Here is a 24,285-nt window from a genome sequence, read left to right on the forward strand (position 1 = left end):
GATGCCCCCGCCGCACCGTGGATCGAGCAGCTAGCCGGCGGTCGCGCGGACGTACGCCACGCACTCGTCGTGCAACGTCGACCAGTCCTCGCCGAACGCCTCGTCGGCGGCGGCCGCGAGCGTCGCACGGTCGTGCACCACGGCCTTGAAGAACGTCAACAGCCGCTCCGGCCCGAACCGGTCGACGAGGTGGCGGACGGCGAGGTAACCAACGCCGTAGCTGCCGCCGACCCGGTCGGCGGGCGCGTCGTCGGTCGGCGTGACGCCCTCCAACCGGCCGTCCCAACCGCCCTGGACCAGTTTGCGCACCTCAGCGAGCCCTTCGTACCGGTCGACCGGCCGACCGCCGGAACCCGAGAACTCGGCCAGCCCTTCGACGAGCCACCACGTCGTCTTGCCCGGGTATCCGCGCTCGGGCAGCGACGCGGCGTGGGTCAGCTCGTGCCGGAGCAGGTCATCGGCGCCGCTGCCGGGCAGCCCGTCGGCGTTGAGCACCACCTCGTGGTGGCCGCCACCGACCGTCACCGCGTAACCGCCGGTCCACTGTGGTCGCCCGCCGCCGTACCAGCGCTGCCACTCGGTGCGGCCGGCGTAGAAGATCCGGTAGCGGTCCGGGGGCGAGCCCGTCACGACGTACGTGTCGGCGACCTTCGCCGCCGCCTCGGCCTGGGTGAGCAGGGCGGGCAGCTTGCCGCGCAGCGCGGGTGTGGTGGCGACGATGGTCCGCGCGCCGACCGCCACGACCAGGTCGCTGATCTCCCACGGCCGGGTGCCGGTCTCGACGGACTTGGACTCCTCGACGGCGACCAGTCGGGGCGTGTCGCCGTTCTCCCGCCAGCGGGTGCCGATCAGCACCGGACTCGGTCGGCAGTCCGCCACGACGAAGCAGTACTGGAAGCGCACCAGTAGCCGCCACTCCCCCGGCCTGCCGACGACCGGCGTGGGCAGACCACTCGGCTCGGCCCGCCAAACGGTCACCTTGAGGGCCCGCAGGGCGGCGAATCGGCGGCGCAGGTCGGCGTGCGCGGCCGGATCGGCGATGGAGAGGAAGGCGGTGCGGTCGCCGCCGAGCAACGCCGTGGACTGCTGCCGGAGCTGCGCGGTCATCCGGTCGGACAACCCCCGTGCGACGGCGGTGGCCGGGTCGTCGGTGGCGGTGACCCCGGCCCGGCTGAGCGTGGCCCGGCCGGCAGCCTCCCGGATGGCCCCGACCACCAGCACCGCCGGAAGACCGCAGCCCAGCAGCAGGACGACAACGACGAGTACGGTCCACAGCGGCCAGAGCCGCCGCGGTGCTGGCTGCTGCACCCCGTCAGTCACCCGCCGAAGGGTACGACCATTCGGCGAATCGGGCGAGGCCGACCCGGTCCGATCGGTCGGGTCAGGCCCCGCGAGCCGGCCACGAGCGGAACGCGGTGTCCAGCCCGGCGACCAACTGGTGGTACGACCGGTCGACCTCGCGGGGCAGACCGAAGCCGCCGGCGGCCTCCAGGGCGATGAAGCCGTGCAGGGCGCTGCGCAGGGCGCGGGTCGCGTCCACCGCGTCGTCGCCGGTGAGCCCGTAGCCGCGCAGCACCGCGAAGATGGCGCCCACCGCGCGTTCGCCGGCCTCGACGTGCTCCGGGTCGGACGGGTCGGGCACCCGCTGGGTGGTTGGGTAGCGCCCGGGGTGCCGGCGGGCGTACGCGCGGTAGGCGTCGGCCATCGCGCGCAGGGCGTCCCCCCCGGCCCGGCCGGCGGCGGCCGTGGTCAGCTCGGTCGCCAGCTCGGCGGTGGCGAGCGCGGAGAGCTTCTGGTTGAGCGCGTCGGCCCCACGGATGTGCTTGTAGAGGCTGGGCAGCGCGACGCCGAGTCGGCTGGCGAGCGCGGCGAGGGTGAGCTGTTCGTAGCCGACCTCGTCGGCGAGCCGGGCGGCCTCGCGCACCACGGCCTGCTGGTTGAGCCCGGCCCTAGGCACCGACACACACCCGGCTAGCTGTCATAGCCTGAAAGCTAACTCCGCTAGCCGGGCGCGTCAAGCGACGGTTACTTCTTGGAGATCAGGGCCCGACCGAAGAAGACCAGGTTCGCCGGGCGCTCGGCGAGCCGACGCATCAGGTAGCCGTACCACTCGTCGCCGTACGGGACGTACGTGCGCACCGTGTAGCCCTCGCCGGCCAGCCGGGCCTGCTCCTCGGGACGGATGCCGTAGAGCATCTGGAACTCGAAGCGCTCCGGCCCCCGGTCGAACCAGCGCGCCCGGTCCTCGCCGATCGAGATCATCCGCGGGTCGTGCGTCGCCAGCATCGGGTACCCGTCGCCGGACATCAGGATGTTCATGCAGCGGACGTAGGACTTGTCCACCTCGCGGGCCGACTGGTAGGCCACCGACTCCGGCTCCTTGTAGGCGCCCTTGCACAGGCGCACCCGCGACCCGGCCGAGGACAGCTCCCGGCAGTCCGACTCGGTCCGCCGCAGGTACGCCTGGAGCACCGCCCCCGTCGACGGGAAGTCCTTGCGCAGCTTCGCCAGCACCTCCAACGTCGAGTCGGTGGTGGTGTGGTCCTCCATGTCCAGCGTGACGGTGGTGCCCGCCTTGTCGGCGGCAGCGCAGATCGCCCGCACGTTGTCGTACGCCAACTGTTCGTCGAACATCTGGCCCAGCGCGGAAAGCTTCACGCTCACCTCGGCGGCCGGCGTGAGCCCGGCCCCGGAGAGCATCGACAGCAGCTTCAGGTACTCGTCCCGGGTGGCCGTGGCCTGCTCGGGGGTGACGGTGTCCTCGCCCAGGTGGTCGAGGGTGACGGCCAGCCCGTCGTCGACGAGCCCGCGGGTCGCGCGCAACGCGTCGTCGGTGGCGGCGCCGGCGACGAACCGGCGGACGACGTCCCGGGTGTACGGGGCGGTCGCGACGAGCCGCTCGACCTGGGATGACCGGGAGGCGGCGAGGATGACGGAACGGAGCATGAGCCGAGCGTATCGCCCCTGCCAGGAGCCCCGCCCGGCGGCGGCTGCGCCTGCGGCGCTTGTGTAAGGAAGGGCCCCTTGTACAACAGATTCCGTTAACAAGGTGCCCTTCCTTGCCTGGGGCTGCGGCGCTGGCGTCGATCGGCTACAACGATGCCGTGAACCAAAGCCCCCACCGCCGGCTCCGGTCGGCCTCCGTGCAGCTCGGCGCGCTCACCGCTCTCGCGCTCGCCCTCTCCGGCTGCAACATGACCTCCGACGACGACGATGACGACTGCGCCCTCGGGCCGGTCGGTGGCGGTGGCACGGTCGCGCTGGGGATGCGGGTGTCCGCCCCCATCGCGGGGCGGATCGGCGGCGAGCCGACGACCGCCGCCCTGCCCGAGCGCGGCGGGTTCGGCACCCACCTCGCCTCCTGCGGCGGCTGACGTGCGGCGCGAGGCCATGACGCCCCGGCCCGACTGGGACGCCACCATCCGGGCCCAGGGCCTGGTGTACGTCGACACCGAACTGCCCGACGGCGGGATCATGTCGTACTGGGACGAGACCGCCGCGTACGCCTTCGACCTGGACGAGGTGCTGCGGCTGGAGGAGGCCACCGAGGAGCTGCACCGGATGTCGGTGGCCGCCGCGGAGTACGTGGTGGCCCAGCGCCGGTACGCCGAGTTCGGCATCCCCGAGTGGGCCGCGGAGGCGGTGGCCCGGTCCCTGCGCGAGGCGCCGCCCACCCTTTACGGGCGATTCGACCTGGCGTACGACGGCACCTGGCCGCCGAAGATGCTGGAGTACAACGCGGACACCCCGACGGCGCTCGTCGAGGCGAGCATCGTCCAGTGGTACTGGCTGGAGCAGACCCGCCCGGACCTGGACCAGTGGAACAGCCTGCACGAGCGGCTGGTCGGCGCCTGGGCCAAGATCGGCGCCGGGCTGCACGACCCCCGGGTGCACGTGCTCTGGTCGAACGAGGAGGAGTCGGGCGAGGACCACATGACCGCCGGCTACCTCGCCGAGACCGCCCGGCAGGCCGGCCTGGACGTCGCGCTGCAACCCATTCAGGAGATCGGCTGGGACGGCCGGCGCTTCGTCGACGCCGCCGACCGCCCGGTGACCACCTGCTTCAAGCTCTACCCGTGGGAGTGGATGCTCGCCGAGCCGTACGGGCCGCCGGCGCTGGCCCCGGGCACCCCGACCACCTGGATCGAGCCGGCCTGGAAGCTGCTGCTGTCCAACAAGGCGCTGCTCGCGATCCTCTGGGAGCTGTACCCGGGTCACGAGTTCCTGCTTCCGGCGTACCTCGACTCGCCGCGCGGCATGCCCGAGTACGTGGCCAAGCCCCTGCTCGGCCGCGAGGGCGGCTCGGTACGCATCGTCACCGCCGCCGAGGAGATCACCAACCCGGGGATCTACGGCGACGAGGGCTGGTGCTACCAGGAGTTTCGGGCGCTGCCGCAGTTCGACGGCAACCGGACGGTGTTGGGTAGCTGGATCGTCGACGGCGAGTCGGCCGGGTTGGGAGTCCGCGAGAGCGCGAGTCTGATCACCGACGGCTACGCGCGGTTCCTACCGCACTACATCGACGCGCCACGCGCCCCGTGAGTCGTCTACCGTTGGGGTGTGAACTTCGACGCGTACGCCCGGACCGGCGTTGACCTGGTCAACGCCCGCCTGGACGACCTCGACGACCTGCGGGCCCTGTTCCCCGACGACAACGCCTGGATGCGCGACGAGGTCGCCGACCGGGACGTCGCCATCTTCCGACGGGCTCAGAAGCGGTTGCGCGATGTCTTCGAGTACGGCACCTCGGGGCGCGACGCCCAGGCGGTGACCGAGCTGAACGCGCTGTTGGAGGCGTTCCCGGTCCAGCCGCGCATCTCCGGGCACGACTCCAGTGACTGGCACATGCACGTGACCAGCCGGGGTGCCTCGGTCAGCGCCGAATACCTGGCCGGCGCGGTCTGGGGGCTCTCGGTGTGGCTCTGCGAGTACGGCAGCGCCCGCTTCGGGGTCTGCGCCGACGAGCGGTGCGGCAACGTCTACCTGGACACGTCGTCCAACTGCTGCCGGCGGTTCTGCTCTGAGCGCTGCGCCACCCGCTCGCACGTGGCGGCGCACCGGGCCCGCAAGCGGGCCGCGGTCGGCGAGCAGGCGCCGGTCGCCCCGCAGCCGACCTCGACCGCTGAGTCGCTGACCCCGGTCAGCTGACCGGGCCACCGGTCAGACGTCGACCGGTGACGGCGCGGTGAGGTGCTCGCGGGCGAACTCGAGCGAAGTCCGCAGGTCCGCCTCGCGCACCGCGCGGCTCTTCGCGCCCCGGGTCGCCACCTCGACGGCCACCGCGCCGGTGAAGCCCCGGCCGGCCAGCGAGGAGAGCAGCTCCCCGCAGGGCTGGGTGCCGCGTCCGGGCACCAGGTGCTCGTCACGGCCCTCGCCGGTGCCGTCGCCCAGGTGCACGTGGGCGAGCCCCGCGCCCATCCGGTCGGCCATCGCGAGGGGGTCACTGTGCGAGGCCGCGCAGTGGGAAAGATCCAGGGTGTACGACGGGTAGCCGGTGTCGGTGGGATCCCATCCGGGGACGTACGGGACGAACTGCCGGCCCGCCATGCGCACCGGGTACATGTTCTCCACGGCGAAGCGGAGCCCGGAGAACCGCTCCTCGACTCTGGCCAGCCCCTCGGCGAACCCGCGCGCGTAGTCGCGCTGCCAGGTGAACGGCGGGTGCACCACCACCGTCGGCGCACCGAGCGTCTCGGCCAGCTCGGCGGCCTTGCGCAACCGCTGCCACGGGTCCGGGCTCCACACCCGCTGCGTCACCAGGAGACAGGGCGCGTGCACCGAGAGCACCGGAACGCCGTAGTGCGCCGACAGGCCGCGCAACGCGCCCGCGTCCTGGCTGACGACGTCGGTCCACACCATTACCTCGACGCCGTCGTAGCCGAGCGCCGCGGCCAGCTGAAACGCCGCAGCGGTCGGCTCGGGGAAGACCGACGAGCTGGACAGGAGCACGGGGACTCGGGACGTCACACCAGCCAGCCTAGCCCGGCTGTCACGGGGTCATCAGGACGAGCATCGGCAAACCCGTCGGCGGCCCAGCGGCGGTCACATCGGTTCGAGTTGATCGAGCCGACGGAGGATGACCCCCTCGCGCAGGGCCCACGGGCAGATGTCCATGGCATCCAGGTCGAGCCGGCGCATCACCGCCTCGGCGACCACCGCGCCCGCCAACAGTTGGTGGGCCCGGCCCGCGCCGACGCCCTCCAACTCCATCAACTGCGCGGGCGTCATGTGCCGGATGAAGCCGATGATCTGCCGCAGGCCGGCACGGGTCAGCCTGCGGTGCACCCAGAGGCCGGCGCCGGACGGTGCCGCGCCGGCCAGTCGCGCCAGGGTGCGGAACGTCTTCGAGGTGGCGGCCACCCGGTCCCAGCCCACCTCGGTCATCTGGTCGACCACCTTGTCCAGCCGGCTGTCGACGTACTCCCGTAGCTTGGCGACGGCCTCGGCGGACGACGGCGTGGTGCTGGCCGGGTCGACCCGCAGTTGCTCGCGGGTGAGACGCCCGGCGCCCAGCGGCAGCGAGACCGCCACGTCCGGGTCCTCGTCGATTCCGGCAGCGATCTCCAGGGAGCCGCCACCGATGTCGAGCACCAGCAGACGCCCCGCCGACCAGCCGAACCAGCGCCGTACCGCCAGGAACGTCATCCGTGCCTCGTCCGCGCCGGAGAGCACCTCCAGGCGTACGCCGGTCTCGTCACGGACCCGGGCGAGCACGTCGGCCGCGTTGGTGGCGTCGCGGACCGCGGAGGTGGCGAACGCGATCAGGTCGTCGGCCTCCAGCCCGGTCGCCGCCGCCCTGGCCATGCCGACCGCCTTGACCAGGCTGTCCGCACCCACCTCGGTCAACGCCCCGTCCGGACCGATCTGTTCGGCGAGACGCAGGACGACCTTCTCCGAGTGGGCCGGCCAGGGGTGCGCGCCGTGATGCGCGTCGACCACCAGCAGGTGCACCGTGTTGGATCCGACGTCGAGGACACCCAGTCGCATGGTGAAGACCCTAGGTGCAACACGTTCGTGCGGCTCGTCGGCCCGCGGACGGCACCACGCGTACGCTGGTCCGGGTGACGATGGAGCTCCGCGTGCTGGTGGACGACCCGGGGGACCCGCGCAGCCGTGAGGTGCCGCTGGACTTTCCCCGGGAGTGGATCGAGTTCGCCGACCCGGCGGACGAGACCCACCTGATCCGGGCCGACCTGACCTGGCTGCTCTCCCGCTGGACCTGCATCTTCGGCCAGGGCTGCCACGGCATCATCGCCGGCCGGGCCGCCGATGGCTGCTGCTCGCACGGGGCGTTCTTCACCGACCCGGACGACGAGAAGCGGGTCCGCCGCGCCGTCAAGCTGCTCACCCCGTCGACCTGGCAGCACTTCCAGCGCGGGTTCAAGAACTGGACCGACGAGGACACGATCGACGGCAAGAACCCCGCTCGCCGCACCGCCACCCAGGGCGCCGACGGGCCGTGCGTCTTCCTCAACGACGCCGACTTCGTCGGCGGGGGTGGTTGCGCGCTGCACGCCCAGGCGCTGCGCGACGGGGTGCACCCGCTCGAATACAAGCCGGACGTCTGCTGGCAGCTCCCCATCCGGCGTGACCAGGACTGGGTGAAGCGTCCGGACAACACCAAGGTGTTGGTCTCCACCCTGTCCGAGTTCGACCGGCGGGGCTGGGGCGCCGGTGGGCACGACCTCGACTGGTGGTGCACCTCGTCGACCGACGCGCACGTCGGGGCCGAGCCGATGTACCTGTCGTACGGCCCGGAGCTGACCGCGCTGATCGGCGCGGCGGCGTACGAGCGGCTGGCCGAACTGTGCGCGGCCCGGGTACGACAGGGCCTGGTCGCCCCCCACCCCGCCGACGATCTCTAGCCGATCTTGGTAGCACTGTTGCTACCATATTCGTATGGCAATGACCCTCCGGCTGGATGACGAACGCGAACGGCGACTCCGTCTCGTCGCGGACGAGGAGGACCGATCCATGCACGCCGTCGTGGTCACCGCCATCGACGACTACTTGGCGCGACGGAACGCCAAGGAGTTCGGCGACCTCGCCGACGAGATCATCGAACGACACGCCACCCTGCTCGCGCGCCTGGCCGAGTGATGGCAGAGGTTCGATACCCCACGCTCGCCGATGTGGCCGGCATCGCCCGCAAGCTCGGCGTGGGGATCAGGGACGCCGGCCTCGTGGAGTCGGCGGTGGCTCGGCCGAGAACGAGCGTCTTCGGCGAAGACGCCTACCCCGATCTCTGGACCAAAGCGGCAGCGCTGCTGCACTCACTGGCGAACAACCACCCGTTCGTGGACGGCAACAAACGGATTAGCTGGATCGTGACTGTCGCCTTCCTGTTGCAGAACCGCACCGTCAGCATCGACCAGCTCGACGAGACCGATCAGGACGTCGCGTACGACCTCGTCATCGGCGTGGCGGAGAGTCGCCTGACGGAAGTCTCCGAAATCGCCGCCGCCCTGCGCAAACTGTTCTGAGCACACGAAGTCAGTCGAGGGCGGCATCGACGAGTGTGCGGGCGGTCTGCTTCGCGGCCTCGGCGATCGCCGGATCGCCGTCCAGCACGCCGCCGGCGAGCCCACCGTCGAGCAGCAGGGTGAGCTGCCGGGCGAGCAGTTCCGGGTCGGCCGCCCCGGCCTTGCGGGCCAGCTCGGTCACCCAGGCCCGGACGACCGTCTTGTGCTCCACCGTCCGGGCGTGCACCGGACCGCCGGCGGGCGACTCGGCGGCCGTGTTGATGAAGGCGCAACCGTGGTAGCCGTCCCGACGACAGGCACTGACGAGGGCGTCGAACATCCCGACGAGCTGGTCGCGCGGCTCGTCGCCGGCCTCGCGGGCCGCCGCCCGCAGCGCGCCGAACCACGCCTGGTCGACCCGGTCCAGGTACGCCAGCACGAGGTCGTCCTTGCGCGGGAAGTGCTTGTAGAGCGTCGCCTTGGCCACGCCCGACTCGGCGATGACCGTGTCGACCCCGACGCCGCGTGGCCCGTGCGCGTAGAACAGCCGGAACGCGGTGTCCAGGATCCGGTCCCGGGCCGAGCCGGCCGGCGTGCGGTGCACGGGCATCGGCACTCCCTCATCGTTGCTGGTGACGGGCACGATTTTACAGACAGCTCGGTCTACAGACAGCTCCGTCTGCTGCCGCTCGGTCTGCTGCCGCTCGGTCTGCTGCCGCTCGTCGGTCCGCCGCCGGGGCTGACGGTGTCCTCGACTCCTGTCGAGCTGCCCCAGATATGGGGCTGAGCCGTCGAGGCCAAACCGTCGAGGCCAAACCGTCGAGGCCAAGCCGTCGAGGCCAAGCCGTCGAGGCTGAAACCTTTTGGGCCGCAGCGCGCTCGACCGCCGCCCCATATGCGGGGCAGCTCGACACGGCACAAGGGATAAGCGCCCTACCGCGCCGAACCCGCGCCGCCCCATTTTTCGGGCAGCTCGACACGGCACGAGGGATAACTGCCCCCTCCCCCGCCGCACCGCAGCCCAACCCCCCGCCGCCACATCTTCAGGGCAACTCGTCACGGGGCGAGGGATAGGCGCCGCGCCGCGCCGCAGCCCGGACCCCGCAGCCCCATCCCCGGGGGCAACTCGACACGGGGGAAGGGACGGGCGCGATGCCAGCGTCCATGAGGGACAGCGGTAGACAGACCTGTCTGTTAGCCTACGGACAGTCGGCGCGAGGCCACCGCGCCCGAGTGGAGGATCGATCGACATGCGCATCGCAGTTCTCGGCACCGGCTCGGTGGGACAGACCATCGCGGCCCGCACGGCGGATCTGGGCCACCAGGTCACCATCGGCACCCGGGACGTCGCGGCCACGCGGGCCGGCGCCTACGCCGCCTGGGCCGCCGAGCACCCCGAGGTCGGCCTGGAGACCATGGCCGTGGCGGCGGCCGACGCCGAACTGGTCGTCAACGCCACCAGTGGCACCGGATCCCTGCCGGCACTAACCGCGGCCGGCGCGGCGAACCTGGCCGGCAAGGTCCTGCTCGACATCGCCAACCCGCTCGACTTCAGCGCGGGTTTCCCGCCCGTTCTGACGGTCAATGACACCGACTCCCTGGCCGAACGGATCCAGCGGGAGTTCCCGCAGGCCAAGGTCGTCAAGTCGCTCAACACGCTCACCGCGGAGCTGATGGTGCGTCCGCGCCAGCTCGCCGACGGCGACCACAGCGTCTTCGTCTCCGGCGACGACGCGGAGGCGAAGCGCATCGTCACCGACCTGCTCGTCAGCTTTGGGCACACCGACGTCATCGACCTCGGTGACCTCTCCACGGCCCGGGGCACCGAGATGCTGATGCCACTCTGGCTGCGGCTCTACGGCCGGCTCGACACCGCCATCTTCAACGTCAAGGTCGTCCGCTGAGCGGACGCCGACAGCCCGAAGGGGGTCCACGCCGGGCGCGGACCCCCTTCGGATCGGCCGATCACGGCTCGAACTTGTAGCCCAGACCCCGCACGGTGACGATGAAACGCGGCGCCGACGGCTCTGGCTCGATCTTGGAGCGCAGCCGCTTCACGTGCACGTCCAGCGTCTTGGTGTCACCGACGTAGTCGGCGCCCCACACCCGGTCGATGAGCTGGCCCCGGGTCAACACCCGGCCCGCGTTGCGGAGCAGCAGTTCCAGCAACTCGAACTCCTTGAGCGGCAGCTGCACGGCACCGCCCTCGACCGTCACGACGTGCCGCTCGATGTCCATCCGCACCGGGCCGGCGGCCAGCGTCGGAGCGCCCGCCTCGGCGACCTCCGGGCTCTGCCGTCGCAGCACCGCCCGGATGCGGGCGACCAACTCCCGAGGGGAGTACGGCTTGGTGACGTAGTCGTCGGCGCCGATCTCCAGGCCGACCACCTTGTCGATCTCGCTGTCCCGCGCGGTGACCATGATGATCGGCACGGCCGAGCGCTGCCGAAGCTGCCGGCACACCTCGGTCCCCGACATCTCGGGCAACATCAGGTCGAGCAGCACGATGTCGGCGCCGGTTCGGTCGAACTCGGTGAGGGCGTCGGTTCCGGTCGCGGCGACCGAAACCTCGAAGCCCTCCTTACGGAGCATGTACGACAGGGCGTCGGAGAACGACTCCTCGTCCTCGACCACCAGAACGCGGCTCAAGGGGGATTTCCTTTCCATTGCTGTCAGACCTGCCGTAGCTCGGCCGGACCGGCCTCGATCCCAGCCGGCGGCAGTGTCGCCAGGAGATCGTCCGGTGGGCTGGCGGGCAACCGGAGGGTGAACGTCGACCCACCGCCAAGAGTGCTCGACACCTCCACCCGACCGCCATGGTTGCTCGCGATGTGTTTCACGATGGCCAGGCCGAGCCCGGTGCCACCGGTGGCACGTGAGCGGGCCTGGTCGGCCCGGTAGAACCGCTCGAAGATCCGGTCCACGTCCGTCGGGGCGATGCCGATGCCCTGGTCGGCGACCGCGACCTCGACATGTTCGCCGTCACCGCGGAGGGTGACCCGCACCGTGGTGTCCTCGCCCGAGTAGTTGATGGCGTTCTCCACCAGGTTCGCCACCGCCGTGGCGAGCTGGCTGTCGCTGCCGTACGCGGTGAGACCGCGCTCGCCGTCGACAGTGACCTCGACCCCCCGGGCGGCAGCCGTGGTCCGGGTGCGGTCGACCACCTCGGCGATCACCCAGTCGAGCGCGACCGGCTCCGGCGGCGGCTGCGGCTCGGCGCCCTGGAGCCGGGTCAGCTCCAGCAGCTCCTGCACCAGCCGGCCCAGCCGGGTCGACTCGTGCTGGATCCGTTCGGCGAACCGGCGGGCGGCGACCAGGTCCTCGGAGAGGTCCGGCGCCGTGGCGTCGGCCGGCTCGGTGGCGTCCAGCAGCGCCTCGGCGAGCAGTTGCAGCGCCCCGATCGGGGTCTTCAGCTCGTGACTGACGTTCGCCACGAAGTCCCGCCGGACCCGGGTCAGCCGGTGTGACTCGGTCACGTCGACAGCCTCGACGGCGATGAAGCCGTTTCCGAGACCCATGGCCCGCAGGTGCACGCCCAGCGGGTTCTCCCCCGCGCTGTCGCGGCCTCGGGGCAGATCCAGCTCGATCTCGCGCCGCACGCCGGTGCGCCGCACCTGACCCGCGAGGGTACGGATCAACGGGTGCGCGGCGATCGAACCCGGTGTGCTGCCGGTCCGTAGGAGCCCCATGGCGCGGGCGGCCGGGTTGATCAGGACGGGGACGTCGTCGTCGTCCAGTACCACGACACCGGCGCGGAGCGAATCGATCGTCCGACGGCCGAGCCCGGCCTGCTGCGAGTCGGCTATCGCGGGCCTCCCTGTGCTCCAGCGGGAGCTCGCGCTACCCGTCGACGTGGAGCCGCCGCGCGCCGGCAGGAACCGGGGCAGCAGGACACCGACGACCACTCCGGCCGCCAACGCCACGGCCACCACGACCGCCACTGCCCACTCCACCCGGCGATCGTAGGGTCATTGTTAACCTGGCTACCACACATAACGGGACGAATCACCCTCACTTCCGAAAGTGTTCACCCCCACGTCTGGCGTCGTTCACCCTGGTTCATCCGGGGTCCGTCAACGCCCCCTACCGTTGGCGTCGCACCTGCTCAACCCCTGCGCCGACACCCGTCGGCGGCGACCGACCACAGGACGTGATGATGCGCGACGAGTTCCGGGCCGACCTTCAGATCGTCAGCCAACTGCTGGTGGACATGGCGGAGGGCATCCGCGCCGCCATGCGCCAGGCCACCCGGGCCCTGCTCACGGCCGACCGGCAGGCCGCCGAGACGGTCATCGAGCGGGACGCCGAGATCGACGACCTCTACCGGCACGTCGAGGAGCGGGTGTGTGACCTGCTCGCCCGGCAGGCGCCGGTCGCCTCCGACCTCCGGGCAATGATCACCGCGCTGCACGTGGCGGCCGATCTGGAGCGAATGGGTGACCTCGCCGAGCACGTGGCGAAGACCGCGCTGCGCCGGCACCCCTCCCCGGCTGTTCCGGCCGAGCTGCGGACGGTCTTCACCGAGATGTCCGACATCGCCGACCGGATGGCCGCCAAGATCGGTTCCGTGCTGGCTAAGCCCGACGTCGACCTCGCCGCCGAGTTGGACCGCGACGACGACGCCATGGACGAGCTGCACAAGAGCCTGTTCGCGGTGCTGCTCGGCGACGACTGGCCGTACGGGGTGGAGACCGCGATCGACGCCACCCTGCTGGGCCGGTTCTACGAGCGCTTCGCCGACCACGCGGTGAACGCCGGCGAGCACGTGATCTACCTGATCACCGGCGAGAACACAACCACCGCCAGCTGAAGTGCAAGGAAGGGCCCCTTGTTATCGCTTTTTGCATAACAAGGGGCCCTTCCTTGCACTTAGCGGCCCTGGTTGGCGACCGCGGCGGCGGCTTCCTTCGCTGCCGTCGGGTCGAGGTAGGTGCCGCCCAGGGTGAGCGGGCGCAGCTGCGGGTCGAGGTCGTAGCGCAGCGGGATACCGGTCGGGATGTTGAGCTTGGCGATCGCCTCGTCGGAGATCTGGTCGAGGTGCTTCACCAGGGCGCGCAGCGAGTTGCCGTGCGCGGCCACCAGCACCGTACGGCCGGCCAGGATGTCGGGCACGATCGAGTCGTACCAGTACGGAAGCATCCGCTCGACGACGTCCTTGAGGCACTCGGTACGCGGCATCAGCTCGGTCGGCAGCAGCGCGTACCGCGGGTCACCCACCTGCGACCACTCGTCGTCGTCCGCGATGGGCGGCGGCGGGGTGTCGTACGACCGGCGCCAGAGCATGAACTGCTCCTCGCCGTACTCGTCAAGGGTCTGCTTCTTGTTCTTGCCCTGTAGGGCGCCGTAGTGGCGCTCGTTGAGCCGCCAGGACCGGCGCACGGCGATCCAGTTCCGGTCGGCGGCGTTGAGCGCCAGCTCGGCGGTGCGGATAGCCCGGCGCATAACGCTGGTGTGCACGACGTCCGGCAGCAGGCTGTGCTCGCGCAGCAGCTCGCCGCCCCGCCGTGCCTCGCCCTCGCCCTTCTCGGTCAGGTCGACGTCCACCCAGCCGGTGAAGAGGTTCTTGGCGTTCCAGTCACTCTCGCCGTGCCGCAACAGGACCAGCGTCCCGACGGTGGGCCCCTCGCTCGCAGTCATGCGGATCATCCTGCCTCAACCCGGTTGCGGACACGCGGGCACCCGTCGTGACGACCACCACGTGAAAAAGCGGGTGACCTGCGATTCCGGCCGGCACTAGGGTTGGTAAGGCACGGCAGTCAGATCGGTCATTACTTGTAAGCGGGGGCACCACGTGCGGACGATGCGGAGCTGGTTCACGGACACCACCGGGGGCCTACCCAGGACCTTCTGGTACCTGTGGTCCGGCACCCTGATCAACCGGCTCGGCTCGTTCGTCCTCGTGTTCCTCGCCATCTACCTGACCCAGGAACGTGGCTTCTCGCCGTCTCAGGCTGGCCTGGTGCTCGGTCTCTGGGGCGTCGGCGGCGCGGTCGGCACCACCGCCGGCGGGGCCCTCGCGGACCGGTGGGGCCGCCGGCCGACGCTGCTCACCGCGCATGTGGGCGCGGCGACCATGATGCTCGCCCTCGGGCTGGCCCGGGAACTCTGGGCGGTCGCGCTGGGCGCCCTGCTGCTCGGCATGTTCGCCGAGGCCGCCCGCCCGGCGTTCGGGGCCATGATGATCGACGTGGTACCGGCGAAGGACCGGCTGCGCGCCTTCTCGCTCAACTACTGGGCCATCAACCTCGGCTTCGCCTGCGCCGCCATCCTCGCCGGTCTCGCCGCGCAGGCCGACTACCTGCTGCTGTTCGTGGTCGACGCGGGCACGATGCTGATCACCGCGCTGATCATCTTCGTCCGGGTGCCGGAGACGAGCCACGGCGGATTTCCCGTCGCCGCGACCACCGCCCCGCGCGGCGCCCTGCGCACGATCCTCGCCGACCGGGTCTTTCTCGGCTTCGTGACGCTGAACCTGTTCGCTGCGCTGGTGTTCCTCCAGCACATCTCGATGCTGCCGATCGCCATGGGCGACTCCGGCCTGAGCCCGGCCACGTACGGCTCGGTGATCGCCCTCAACGGTCTCCTCATCGTCGTCGGCCAGCTTTTCGTGCCCCGGCTGATCCGGGGGCGCAACCGCTCGCAGGTGCTCGCCGTCGCCGCCGTGGTGATGGGCGTCGGGTTCGGGCTGACCGCGTTCGCGGGTAGCGCCTGGTTCTACGGGCTGACCGTGTTGATCTGGACGGTCGGCGAGATGCTGAACTCGCCGTCGAACTCCACGCTGATCGCCGAGCTCTCCCCGGCCGAACTGCGCGGTCGGTACCAGGGCGTGTTCGGCCTCTCCTGGCAGATCGCCGGTGCGAGCGCGCCGATCCTGGGCGGTCTGGTGCGTGAGCACGTCGGCAATGCGGCGCTGTGGCTCGGCTGCGCCGCGATCGGCGTGCTGACGGCGGTGGCCCACCTGGCGTCCGGCCCCGCCCGCGAGCGGCGGGCCACCGCGCTGCGGCACGCCGCCGAGGTCGCGGCGCCGGTGGGCACCCGTTCGCCGCAGCCCGCCGAGGCCGCGGCCTGAGTCCGGTACGACCACCGCGCGCAGGCCCGACTACCGTTCAGGAGAAACGGTTAAGAAACTGAACTGTCGGGAGGTCGCATGCACGCCCTGCGGCGCTGGTGGCAGGACACCGCAGGCGGGCTCCCCGGCGCATTCTGGTACCTCTGGGCAGGGCTGCTGATCAACCGGGCGGGCGCGTTCGCCATGCTCTTCCTGTCGCTCTACCTCACCGACGCCCGGGGCGCCAGCGCGGCGGTGGCCGGCGTCGTCGTCGGGGCGTACGGGGCCGGTGGGGCGGTCGGCGTGCTGTTCGGTGGGGTGCTGGCCGACCGGTGGGGGCGCCGATCGACACTGCTCGCCGCCCACCTGGTCACCGCCACCCTGATGGCGGCGCTGGCCTTCAGCCGTCCGCTGCCGCTGATCGCGGCGCTCGCCGCGCTGGTCGGCGTCGCCCACTCCATGCCCGGCCCGGCGCTCGTGGCGGCGATCGTCGACGTGGTGCCCGCCGACCGGCGCTCGCGCGCGTTCAACCTGGAGTTCTGGGCGTTGAACCTCGGGATGGCGGTCGCCTCGCTGCTCGCCGGGCTGGTGGCCGAGGCGAGCTTCACCGCGCTGTTCCTGGTCGACGCGGGCGCCACGCTGACCGCCGCCGCCGTCATCGGCTGGAAGGTTCCGGAGACCCTGCGGCGGGCCACTCCTGTCGCCCAGGCCAGCCACCCGACTCCCGCCCGGCCCCGCCGGCCGGGACTGCTCACCGTCCTCAGCGACCGGATCTTCCTGGTCTTCGTCGGGCTCACCTTCGTGCTGGCCGTCCTCACCCTGCAGACCTCGACGATCATGCCGCTGGCGATGCGCGCGGACGGCCTGGGACCGTCGGCGTACGGCCTGGTCGTGGCCCTCGGCGGCGCGCTGATCGTGCTGGGGCAACTGTTCGTGCCCCGCCTGATCGACCGACGCCGCAAGGCCGTCGTCCTGGCCGCCTCCACCGCCCTGCTGGCGGTCGGCTTCGGAGTGCTCGCGGTCGCCGACCACCTGGCCGTCTACCTGGGCGCGGCGGTGGTCTGGACGGTCGGCTCGATGCTCGCCGCCCCGCCCAACGCCCAGATCAACGCGGATCTCGCGCCGCCGGACCTACGCGCGCGGTATCAGTCGGTCTTCTATCTGACGTTCCCCGCCGCGGCCTTCGTCGCGCCCATGCTGGGCGGGGTGAGCCTGCAGTACCTCGGCGACCGGCACTGGCTGATCGTCGCCGGGTTGGGCGTCCTGGCCGCCGTCGGCCACCTGCTGGCCGGGCCGCCCCGCGAGCGGCACGTCGACGCGCTGCGCCGGGCCGCCGACCGGGAGCCGGCAGACCGGGTCCCGACAAGCTGACCGTACGACGGCAAAGCGCCCACCATGGCCCGAAGGTCATTGGTGGGCGCTCGCCGGTGTGGGGCCGGCGGCGGCGGGCAACACTCACCCCCGTAAGCATCGCCCGCTCGCGCCGCCGGTCCAAACAGGTGGGCACCGTCCCCCAACGGTTGGTCCACCCGTCCCCTCGCACCTCGCCTGGTGCGCGGATCTGATCGATCCGCCGCTCCCCCGAACGTTTCCAAGCGTGGTGCGGCGCAATAAAGCTAGTTCGGCCGGATTCTGAATTCAACCCGAATGGGATGTCTCGCCGGTCACAACTGACGAGTATCCCCAGCTCCGGCCTCGGTCTCTGGCAACAGCCGGGTACCCGTCGAGCATTCCCGCAAACACCTCATCCGTCCTCACGATCGGGTGACTCGGTGCGGAAGAAGTTGCTCTGCCGACCGTCGCGCATCTGCTCCTGGTAGATCAGATTGAGCCGGCGCAGATCGAAGGTGTGGAACCACTCATCCCAGGTGATCTCGCGAATCCGGCTGCTTTCCCGGTATCCGGGAATGTTGAAGGTCAGAACGCCCGCCCGGCCCTCCCGTTCGGTACCCGCGATGGTCGCCGGCTTCGCGCCTCGCGCTCGCGCCCAGCGCTGGATCACCTCGTGATTCGCGGTGATCAGACTCCGACCCGGTCGCTCCGGCCGGTCGGCGATCGACGCGATCACCTGCGAGCTGCGGACCGACCGTCCGCTGCCCCGCCCGGTCCGGATCCCACCGGCCGCCGTGCCCGTCGACCGGCTCGCCGTGGCCCGCTTCGCGGGAGCCGCGCTCTTCGCCGTGGCCCGCTTCGCGGGAGCGGCGCGCTTGGCGGCCGGTCGGGCCGGCGCCTTCTTCGCGGGCACCTTGCGCGCCGGCGCGGTACGGGCGGTCGCGGAGGTCCGACGCGCCGCCGTCGACTTCGCCGCCGTCGTCTTCTTCGCGGTGGCCGACTTACGGGCCGCCGTCGACGTCCGTGCGGTCGTCGTCTTCTTCGCCGCCGCCGTCTTCCGCGCCGGGGTGGCTCTCTTCGTGGCGGCCGTCTTCTTCGCGGCGGCTCGCTTCGCCGGGGCGCTCTTGTTCGCGGGCACGGCCTTCGCGCGACTCGGCGCAGCCCGCGCCGCCGACTTCTTCGTCGCGGCGGCCCGACCCGCCGACGCCCTGCTGCCGGACGCCCGGCCGGCCGGCCCGGTGCTGCGCCGACCTGCGCCACCGGCATCCGAACGCATCGAGCGCACCAACTGTTTCACCAGGTCGGGCTTGCGCATGGCGGAGATACCGGAAACCCCGCGCTTGCGCAGTTGCCCGCGGATGTCGTCCACCCGCATCTGCGAGATCGCCGACTCGGAGACCCCGGGCGTGCCCGGAGTCTGGTTGCCGGCCTGCCGTTTGGTCCGGGTCGCAGTCCCGCCGCGACCTGAGCTGTTCCGCTGAGCCATGGGACGCTCCGCTCCTCGACACTCCGTCCTCGGCGCGCGGGGGTCCCTGTGCCGCACCGCGCGCCGCGGCATACCCCGCCGGAGAGAACCCAACCGCGTCGATCTTGCACTTTCGGTGGCGGCACAAGGGGCATGGCAGCCCAAAACGACCACCGAAAGTGCAAGATCGCGGAAATCGGAGGGTGGGGTCAGGGCTGGGTGGGGTTGGCGGGCTCGAAGAGGTGGGCGAAGGCGGCCAGGTTCGCGGTCGACTCGCCGCGCTTGACGCGCCACTCGTACTCGCGCCGGATCGAACTGCCGAAGCCGATCTCCAGCATCGTGTCGAAGGACTCGTCGGAGTAGGTGAGCACCGAGCCGAGCAGCCGGTCGAGCTCGTCGGCGTCCACGCCGGCCGGGTTGACCCGGCCGGTCAGGTAGACGTCGCCGGCCGCGTCGATGGAGAAGGAGACGCCGTACATCCGGGCGTTGCGCTGCAACAGCCACGCCCACAGCTCCTCGCGGCGCTCATCGGGCTGGCGCATCACGAAGGCCTCGATCCGTAGCGCGTGCTCGCCGACGATCAGGTTGCAGACCGTCTTGAGCTTGTGGGTGCCCGGCAGGGTCACCGCGTACGCGCCGGGACCGGTCGACTCCCAGGCCAGGTCACGGTCGGCGCAGACCGACTCGATGAGGGTCGCGAGGTCGCTTTTCGGGCTCACCGGGCCCACTCTACGACCGACCCGGCGCACGCACCCGGGTGGCGAGCGCCCGTGGTCACCAGGAGCAGGAGAGCGCCGGGTCGCAGGCCAGGTCGGCGGCGAGCCGGGCCCGGCGGGCGGCGATCGCCTCGCCGTACACGTCGAGCAGCCCCGACACCGTACGGTCCCAGGAGAAGTGCTGTGCGTGCTGCGCCGCGCCCCGGGACAGCGTGGCCCGCAGGGCGCTGTCCGGCAGCAGGCGACTCAGCGCGCGAGCCCAGTCCACCGGGTCGTGCCCGTCGATCAGCACCCCGCTGACGTGGTCCCGCACGGCGGTCACCAGGCCGCCGACGGCAGCGGCCAGCACCGGCGTACCGCAGGCCTGGGCCTCCAGGGCGACGAGCCCGAAGGATTCGTTGTGCGACGGCACCGCGACCAGATCGGCGGCCCGGTACAGAGCCGGCAGGTCGTCGCCGGTGCGCGGCGGCAGGAACACGACCCGGTCGGTGACGCCGAGCGTGGCGGCCAGCTCGATCAGGGCGGTCGGCCGGTCCAGGCCGCTGCCGCTGGGCCCGCCGCAGATCACCACGGTCACCTCGTCGGCCAGGGCGGGGTCACGCTCGCGCAACGCGGCGACGGCGCGGATCAGCACGTCCGGCGCTTTGAGTGGTTGGATCCGACCGACGAAGGCCACCACGTACCCGTCGACCGGCAGCCCCAGCCGGAGGCGGGCGGCACGGGCGGCCAGGTGGCGGTCGCCCGGTGCGGGGCGGAACCGGGCCAGGTCGACGCCCGGCTGCACGACCGTGACGTGGGCGGGGTCGGCGTCGTACCGCTCGACCAGGTCGCGGGCCTCCACGCGGGTGTTGGCGACCAGTTGGTCCGCCTCGGCGACCACCTGCTCCTCGCCGATCACCCGGGCCTTCGGTTCGGGCCGGTCGTCGGCCGCGAGCTGGGCGTTCTTGACCTTCGCGAGGGTGTGCGCGGTGTGCACGAGCGGCACGCCCCAGCGTTCCTTGGCCAGCCAGCCGACCTGGCCGGAGAGCCAGTAGTGGGAGTGGATGAGGTCGTAGTGTCCGGGCGGGCGGGACGCCTCGGCACGCAGCACCCCGGCCGTGAAGGCGCAGAGCTGGCCGGGCAGCTCCTCCTTGGTCAGCCCTTCGAGCGGGCCGGACATGATGTGCCGCACCTGCACGCCGGGGGCCATCTCGACCACCGGCGGAAGGTCGCCCGAGGTGGCCCGGGTGAAGATCTCCACCTCGACGTCGGCCTCGGCGAGCCGCCGGGCGACTTCCAGGATGTACACGTTCATCCCCCCGGCATCGCCCGTTCCGGGCTGGTGCAGGGGGGATGTGTGGACGGAGAGGGTGGCGATGCGCCGGGGTCGCGGCCACGGTCGCGCACCTCGCTGACGACCGACACCGGTGTGCAGTTCCGCCACGTCCGCTCCTTCTGTCACGGTTAATGCCGTCACGCACGACCGGCGCTTCTCGGTCAACCTGTACGCCGGATGTCATCTTCCCCATCGGGCAACGGAAATGCGTCGGCGCGGCCGCCCGGCGTGACGGACCTCATCACGAACGGCCGCCGACACAGCCCGACGCCCGGTCGGGATCGGCGGTGCGGCGCGGGTGACAATGACCCGATGACCTCTGTCGCCATCGTCACCGGAGCGTCCAGCGGGATCGGCGCGGCCACCGCCCGCCGGCTCGCCGCCGAGGGCTTCCACGTACTCGCCGCCGCCCGCCGCGCCGACCGTCTCACCGATCTCGTCGCCGAGATCACCGCCGCTGGCGGGCAGGCAACCGCGGTGACCTGCGACGTCACCTCGGACGAGTCGGTGGCCGGGCTCGCCGAGGCCGCCGTCCAGGCGTCCGGGCCGGTCACCCTGCTGGTCAACAACGCCGGCGGCGCACGCGGCCTGGACCCGGTGGAGTCCGGCTCGCTCGACGACTGGCAGTGGATGTACGACGTGAACGTGCTCGGCACGCTGCGGGTGACCCAGGCGCTGCTGCCGGCGCTGGAGGCGTCCGGCTCGGGGACCATCGTGGTGGTCTCCTCCACGGCCGGGCTGACCGTGTACGAGGGTGGCGGCGGCTACACGGCGGCGAAGCACGCGCAGACGGCCATCGCCGGCACGCTCCGGCTGGAGCTGTGCGGCCGGCCGCTGCGGGTCATCGAGATCGACCCGGGGATGGTGCAGACCGAGGAGTTCGGGCTGGTCCGCTTCGGCGGGGACGCCGAGCGGGCCGCCGCCGTCTACGCCGGGGTCCCCGGGCCGCTGGTCGCCGAGGACGTGGCCGACTGCATCGCCTGGTGCGCCACCCGCCCCGAGCACGTGAACGTCGACCGGCTGGTGGTCCGGCCTCGTGCGCAGGCCGCACAGCACAAGGTGCACCGGGTCTCCTGACCCCGGGACCGGACGCATGAGCGGGGCTCCACGACGCCGGCCCCTCGGGGTGGTCACCCGGGGCACCACCAACCCGAACCGGCTCCGCCGGGTGGACAACTGGATCGTGGCGACCTGCGCCGACCGGCTGCGGGACGCGGCCGATACGCTGGTGGTGGACCTGGGCTACGGCGCGACGCCGGTCACCGCCGTGGAGCTGCGGGCGCGGCTGGCGGCGGGGGTCCGTCGGGACGTACGCCTGGTCGGGCTGGAGATCGACCAGGCGCGGGTGGCCGCCGCGACGCCGGCCGCCGACCCGCCGGGCCTGACCTTCGCCCGGGGTGGCTTCGAGCTGGCCGGGCTCCGGCCGGTGCTGGTCCGCGCGTTCAACGTCCTGCGACAGTACGACGAGAGTGACGTGCAGGACGCCTGGCGCACGATGACCGCCGCGCTCGCCCCGGGTGGGGTGCTCGTGGAGGGCACCTGTGACGAGCTGGGCCGGCTGGCGAGCTGGCTGCTCCTCGACGCGGACGGCCCTCGGACGTTGACCCTGGCCGCGAAGCTCACCACGCTGGGCAGCCCCGCCGAGCTGGCCGAGCGGCTACCCAAGGCGCTGATCCACCGCAACGTTCCGGGCGAGGCCATCCACGATCTGATCCGGGCGCTGGAGGACGCCTGGCGGAGTGCGGCTCCCTATGCCACGTTCGGCCCCCGCCAACGCTGGGTGCGCGCGGTGTCCCAGCTCAAGGCTGAGGGCTGGCCCGTGCTGTCCACTCCGCAACGCTGGCGTCAGGGCGAGCTGACCCTCCCCTGGCCCCCGGAGGGTTAGAGAGTGCAGTTGATCAGGACTGGTTCGGGGTGCAGGGTCACGCCGAAGCGGGCGTGGACCTCGTCGCGGATGGTGTTGGCCAGCATCAGCAGGTCGCCGGTGCTGGCGGTGCCGCTGCGGTTGGTCAGGGCGAGGGTGTGCTTGCTGGAGATGGCGACGCCGCCGGGACCGGGGTGGCCCTTGGTGAAGCCCGCCTTGTCGATCAGCCAGGCCGCGCTCACCTTGACCAGCCCGTCCGCCCCGGGCCAGGAGGGCGGGTCGCCCACCTCGGCGGAGCGTTCCAGGAGTTGTTCGTACGTCGCCCGGTCCAGGACCGGGTTGGTGAAGAAGGAGCCGACCGAGCGGGTGTCGGGATCGGTGGCGTCGAGCACCATGCCCTTGCCGGCGCGTAGTCGCAGCACCGCCGCCCGAGCCTCGGCCAGCGGCACCTGGTCGCCGACCTCGACGCCGAGCGCCCGGGCCAGTTCGGCGTAGCGCACCGGACCGGACAGCGGCGAGCGGGCGAGCCGGAAGTCGACCGAGAGCACGATCCAGCGGTCCTGGTACTTGAAGATGCTGCCCCGGTAGGCAAAACCGCACTCGGCGGCGGGAACGAGCTGGCGGGTGCCGTCGAGGCGGTCGTACACCTCGACGGCGGTAATCGTCTCGGCGACCTCCTGGCCGTACGCGCCGACGTTCTGGATCGGGGTCGCGCCGGTCGAGCCGGGAATGCCGGAGAGGCACTCCAGGCCGGCCCAGCCGTTACGGACAGTGGCGGCCACCAGGTCGTCCCACGGCTCGCCGGTCTCGACACGGACGGTGACGGACTCGGCGTCCTCGGCGAGTACCCGCAGGCCGCCCGAGCGCACCAGCACGACCGTCCCGGGGAAGCCATCGTCGCCGATCACCACGTTGCTGCCGCCGGCCAGGACGAGGATCGGCTCGTCCGTGGCCTGGACCGCCCGGATGATCTCGTCGGCACTGGTCGCGGCCACGATCCGCCCGGCGGGCCCGCCCATCCGTAGCGTGGTGTAGCCGGCCAGTGGACCCGGAATGGCACGATCGGCTTCGGTTGTCGGCTGGGCGTAGGCGTCTGACACGTCTTTCACCTTAGGCTGATGGGCAGCCGTGGCACCTACTGGTGGCCCGGCACCCCCGGGAGGATGGCGATGAGCAGAGTGCAGGGCAGCAAGGATTTCTGGATTGGGGCACTCCGGGCCGAGGGTCCGGCGTTCGCCGCGGCGGTTGCCGAGGCACCGCCGGAGACACCCGTGCTGTCCTGTCCCGGCTGGACGGTCAATGATCTCACTCTGCACCTTGCGGGCCTCTACCACTGGGTTTATTCGTTCGCCGGGTCGGGCAGCACCGAGGCGCCGCCCCGCCGGGACGCGTCCGAAGTGCCGTCCGGCGTGAGCGCGCTCCAGCTCTGGCAGCACGGGTACGACCAGTTGATGACCCTGTTCGACGGGCTCGACCCGGAGGCGCCGGCGTGGAACTGGGCCCCGCAGCCGAAGAAGGCCGGTTTCTGGCCCCGCCGGATGGCGCACGAGACGGCGGTGCACCGCTGGGACGCCCAGCTCGCCATCGCGGCCGGTGAGCCGGTCGAGGCGAAGCTGGCCGCCGACGGGGTGAGCGAGGTGCTGGACACCTGGTTGCCGGCCGGCCGGCGACAGGTGAAGGGCGACTGGCGCGGGGTGGTCCAGCTCGCGGCGACCGACGCGGACCAGGAGTGGTATCTGCGGCTGCGCGGCGAGGGGGTGGCGCTGCTCGACACGGCGACCATCTTCGACCACGACGACCACCACGCCCGCGCGCAGGTCAGCGGCACCGCGAGCGACCTGCTGCTGGCGCTCTGGGGCCGGGTCAGCTTCGAGACGCTCGACGTGACGGGCGACCGCGCGCTGCTGGAGGGTCTGCGTACCGGCTGATCCCAGCGACAGCCGCGCGTGACGAGGGCGTCACCCCTGGTGGGGTGACGCCCTCGTTCGCCTGCCGCCCGAATTCGTGAGAGCGCTCTCTTGACAGGGTGCGAGCGACCCACCACCCTGACGTGAGAGCGCTCTCTTGGTCTTCTACCACCACC

General features: G+C 71.7%; 26 protein-coding genes and 1 pseudogene. 14 read left to right on the forward strand and 13 right to left on the reverse strand.

Going from position 1 to position 24,285, the window contains the following annotated elements; all coding sequences use genetic code 11:
• Positions 1 to 30: 30 nt before the first annotated feature.
• The 3 genes from ACIBTX_RS11815 to ACIBTX_RS11825 form a co-directional block, all read right to left on the reverse strand.
• A complete protein-coding gene (locus ACIBTX_RS11815) occupies positions 31 to 1,320 on the reverse strand; it encodes a hypothetical protein (RefSeq protein WP_357129155.1) in 1,290 nt (429 codons plus the stop codon).
• A gap of 61 nt (positions 1,321 to 1,381) precedes the next feature.
• Complete coding sequence (locus ACIBTX_RS11820; RefSeq protein WP_357392836.1) at positions 1,382 to 1,957, reverse strand: WHG domain-containing protein; 576 nt, start codon at positions 1,955 to 1,957, stop codon at positions 1,382 to 1,384.
• A gap of 68 nt (positions 1,958 to 2,025) precedes the next feature.
• Positions 2,026 to 2,946 carry a proline dehydrogenase family protein gene (locus ACIBTX_RS11825; RefSeq protein ID WP_355050821.1) on the reverse strand — a complete coding sequence of 307 codons (921 nt, stop codon included), beginning with the start codon at positions 2,944 to 2,946 and terminating at the stop codon, positions 2,026 to 2,028.
• Between the two features lie 158 nt (positions 2,947 to 3,104).
• On the opposite strand from ACIBTX_RS11825, the gene ACIBTX_RS11830 reads away from it, so the two are divergent.
• The 3 genes from ACIBTX_RS11830 to ACIBTX_RS11840 are packed head-to-tail and all read left to right on the forward strand — an operon-like array spanning position 3,105 to position 5,148.
• Positions 3,105 to 3,374, forward strand: coding sequence for a hypothetical protein (locus tag ACIBTX_RS11830; protein WP_357129149.1), 270 nt, complete (start codon positions 3,105 to 3,107; stop codon positions 3,372 to 3,374).
• A gap of 1 nt (position 3,375) precedes the next feature.
• Entirely contained in the window at positions 3,376 to 4,542 is a 1,167-nt protein-coding gene (locus ACIBTX_RS11835) for a glutathionylspermidine synthase family protein (RefSeq protein ID WP_396832425.1), read from the forward strand.
• 18 nt (positions 4,543 to 4,560) lie between these two features.
• On the forward strand, positions 4,561 to 5,148 hold the full coding sequence (locus tag ACIBTX_RS11840) for a CGNR zinc finger domain-containing protein (protein WP_357129143.1): 588 nt from the start codon (positions 4,561 to 4,563) through the stop codon (positions 5,146 to 5,148).
• A 12-nt stretch (positions 5,149 to 5,160) separates the two neighbouring features.
• Here ACIBTX_RS11840 and ACIBTX_RS11845 read toward each other — a convergent pair whose 3' ends face one another.
• Complete coding sequence (locus ACIBTX_RS11845) at positions 5,161 to 5,967, reverse strand: sugar phosphate isomerase/epimerase (protein ID WP_357129140.1); 807 nt, start codon at positions 5,965 to 5,967, stop codon at positions 5,161 to 5,163.
• Between the two features lie 75 nt (positions 5,968 to 6,042).
• Complete coding sequence (locus ACIBTX_RS11850) at positions 6,043 to 6,987, reverse strand: Ppx/GppA phosphatase family protein (protein ID WP_357129137.1); 945 nt, start codon at positions 6,985 to 6,987, stop codon at positions 6,043 to 6,045.
• Positions 6,988 to 7,067: 80 nt separating this feature from the next.
• Between ACIBTX_RS11850 and ACIBTX_RS11855 the strand changes: the two genes are divergently transcribed.
• Genes ACIBTX_RS11855 through ACIBTX_RS11865 form a run of 3 tightly spaced genes read left to right on the forward strand, consistent with a single transcriptional unit; the run spans position 7,068 to position 8,483 of the window.
• Positions 7,068 to 7,865, forward strand: a complete 798-nt coding sequence (locus ACIBTX_RS11855; protein ID WP_357129255.1) for a hypothetical protein — start codon at positions 7,068 to 7,070, stop codon at positions 7,863 to 7,865.
• 34 nt (positions 7,866 to 7,899) lie between these two features.
• Entirely contained in the window at positions 7,900 to 8,100 is a 201-nt protein-coding gene (locus tag ACIBTX_RS11860; protein ID WP_355050827.1) for a hypothetical protein, read from the forward strand.
• Positions 8,101 to 8,132: 32 nt separating this feature from the next.
• On the forward strand, positions 8,133 to 8,483 hold the full coding sequence (locus ACIBTX_RS11865) for a type II toxin-antitoxin system death-on-curing family toxin (protein WP_357129134.1): 351 nt from the start codon (positions 8,133 to 8,135) through the stop codon (positions 8,481 to 8,483).
• Positions 8,484 to 8,493: 10 nt separating this feature from the next.
• On the opposite strand, the gene ACIBTX_RS11870 is transcribed toward ACIBTX_RS11865, so the two are convergent.
• On the reverse strand, positions 8,494 to 9,072 hold the full coding sequence (locus ACIBTX_RS11870) for a TetR/AcrR family transcriptional regulator (protein WP_363660102.1): 579 nt from the start codon (positions 9,070 to 9,072) through the stop codon (positions 8,494 to 8,496).
• Between the two features lie 640 nt (positions 9,073 to 9,712).
• On the opposite strand from ACIBTX_RS11870, the gene ACIBTX_RS11875 reads away from it, so the two are divergent.
• On the forward strand, positions 9,713 to 10,366 hold the full coding sequence (locus ACIBTX_RS11875; RefSeq protein ID WP_396832426.1) for an NADPH-dependent F420 reductase: 654 nt from the start codon (positions 9,713 to 9,715) through the stop codon (positions 10,364 to 10,366).
• 61 nt (positions 10,367 to 10,427) lie between these two features.
• Here the strand turns inward: ACIBTX_RS11875 and ACIBTX_RS11880 are convergent, their stop codons facing one another.
• Both ACIBTX_RS11880 and ACIBTX_RS11885 read right to left on the reverse strand, forming a co-directional pair.
• Complete coding sequence (locus ACIBTX_RS11880) at positions 10,428 to 11,111, reverse strand: response regulator transcription factor (protein WP_039906992.1); 684 nt, start codon at positions 11,109 to 11,111, stop codon at positions 10,428 to 10,430.
• A gap of 23 nt (positions 11,112 to 11,134) precedes the next feature.
• Entirely contained in the window at positions 11,135 to 12,415 is a 1,281-nt protein-coding gene (locus ACIBTX_RS11885; protein WP_357129126.1) for an ATP-binding protein, read from the reverse strand.
• Between the two features lie 203 nt (positions 12,416 to 12,618).
• On the opposite strand from ACIBTX_RS11885, the gene phoU reads away from it, so the two are divergent.
• Complete coding sequence (gene phoU / locus ACIBTX_RS11890; RefSeq protein ID WP_355050832.1) at positions 12,619 to 13,272, forward strand: phosphate signaling complex protein PhoU; 654 nt, start codon at positions 12,619 to 12,621, stop codon at positions 13,270 to 13,272.
• Positions 13,273 to 13,331: 59 nt separating this feature from the next.
• Here the strand turns inward: phoU and ACIBTX_RS11895 are convergent, their stop codons facing one another.
• Entirely contained in the window at positions 13,332 to 14,099 is a 768-nt protein-coding gene (locus ACIBTX_RS11895; protein WP_355050833.1) for a phosphoglyceromutase, read from the reverse strand.
• Between the two features lie 154 nt (positions 14,100 to 14,253).
• Between ACIBTX_RS11895 and ACIBTX_RS11900 the strand changes: the two genes are divergently transcribed.
• Positions 14,254 to 15,531 (forward strand): MFS transporter, encoded by a 1,278-nt coding sequence (locus ACIBTX_RS11900; protein ID WP_357172365.1) that lies wholly within the window; start codon positions 14,254 to 14,256, stop codon positions 15,529 to 15,531.
• A gap of 78 nt (positions 15,532 to 15,609) precedes the next feature.
• A complete protein-coding gene (locus tag ACIBTX_RS11905) occupies positions 15,610 to 16,881 on the forward strand; it encodes an MFS transporter (protein ID WP_357172368.1) in 1,272 nt (423 codons plus the stop codon).
• 373 nt (positions 16,882 to 17,254) lie between these two features.
• Here ACIBTX_RS11905 and ACIBTX_RS11910 read toward each other — a convergent pair.
• Positions 17,255 to 17,623 (reverse strand): annotated as a pseudogene (locus ACIBTX_RS11910) (hypothetical protein); the annotation flags it as partial.
• On the opposite strand from ACIBTX_RS11910, the gene ACIBTX_RS11915 reads away from it, so the two are divergent.
• Entirely contained in the window at positions 17,526 to 18,323 is a 798-nt protein-coding gene (locus ACIBTX_RS11915) for a hypothetical protein (RefSeq protein ID WP_396832512.1), read from the forward strand. The pseudogene ACIBTX_RS11910 and the gene ACIBTX_RS11915 sit on opposite strands and share 98 nt — an antisense overlap.
• A gap of 193 nt (positions 18,324 to 18,516) precedes the next feature.
• Here the strand turns inward: ACIBTX_RS11915 and ACIBTX_RS11920 are convergent, their stop codons facing one another.
• Both ACIBTX_RS11920 and mshA read right to left on the reverse strand, forming a co-directional pair.
• A complete protein-coding gene (locus tag ACIBTX_RS11920) occupies positions 18,517 to 19,026 on the reverse strand; it encodes a YbjN domain-containing protein (protein WP_357129116.1) in 510 nt (169 codons plus the stop codon).
• Between the two features lie 55 nt (positions 19,027 to 19,081).
• Positions 19,082 to 20,446 carry a D-inositol-3-phosphate glycosyltransferase gene (mshA, locus tag ACIBTX_RS11925; RefSeq protein WP_363660100.1) on the reverse strand — a complete coding sequence of 455 codons (1,365 nt, stop codon included), beginning with the start codon at positions 20,444 to 20,446 and terminating at the stop codon, positions 19,082 to 19,084.
• 204 nt (positions 20,447 to 20,650) lie between these two features.
• Between mshA and ACIBTX_RS11930 the strand changes: the two genes are divergently transcribed.
• Both ACIBTX_RS11930 and ACIBTX_RS11935 read left to right on the forward strand, forming a co-directional pair.
• The gene (locus ACIBTX_RS11930; RefSeq protein ID WP_357172370.1) at positions 20,651 to 21,415 is read left to right on the forward strand and encodes an SDR family oxidoreductase; all 765 of its coding nucleotides are present in this window, start codon (positions 20,651 to 20,653) and stop codon (positions 21,413 to 21,415) included.
• 16 nt (positions 21,416 to 21,431) lie between these two features.
• Positions 21,432 to 22,223 (forward strand): class I SAM-dependent methyltransferase, encoded by a 792-nt coding sequence (locus tag ACIBTX_RS11935; RefSeq protein WP_396832427.1) that lies wholly within the window; start codon positions 21,432 to 21,434, stop codon positions 22,221 to 22,223.
• Here the strand turns inward: ACIBTX_RS11935 and ACIBTX_RS11940 are convergent.
• Positions 22,220 to 23,302: a UDP-N-acetylmuramate dehydrogenase gene (locus ACIBTX_RS11940; protein WP_363660099.1), complete on the reverse strand. Its 1,083-nt coding sequence runs from the start codon at positions 23,300 to 23,302 to the stop codon at positions 22,220 to 22,222. The two genes, ACIBTX_RS11935 and ACIBTX_RS11940, sit on opposite strands and share 4 nt — an antisense overlap.
• 69 nt (positions 23,303 to 23,371) lie before the next feature.
• Here ACIBTX_RS11940 and ACIBTX_RS11945 point away from each other — a divergent pair, with 69 nt between their 5' ends.
• Complete coding sequence (locus ACIBTX_RS11945) at positions 23,372 to 24,130, forward strand: maleylpyruvate isomerase family mycothiol-dependent enzyme (RefSeq protein ID WP_357129102.1); 759 nt, start codon at positions 23,372 to 23,374, stop codon at positions 24,128 to 24,130.
• The last annotated feature ends 155 nt before the right edge of the window (positions 24,131 to 24,285 follow it).

Origin of the sequence: Micromonospora sp. NPDC049359 (assembly GCF_044466585.1) — a bacterium.
Lineage (GTDB): Bacteria > Actinomycetota > Actinomycetes > Mycobacteriales > Micromonosporaceae > Micromonospora.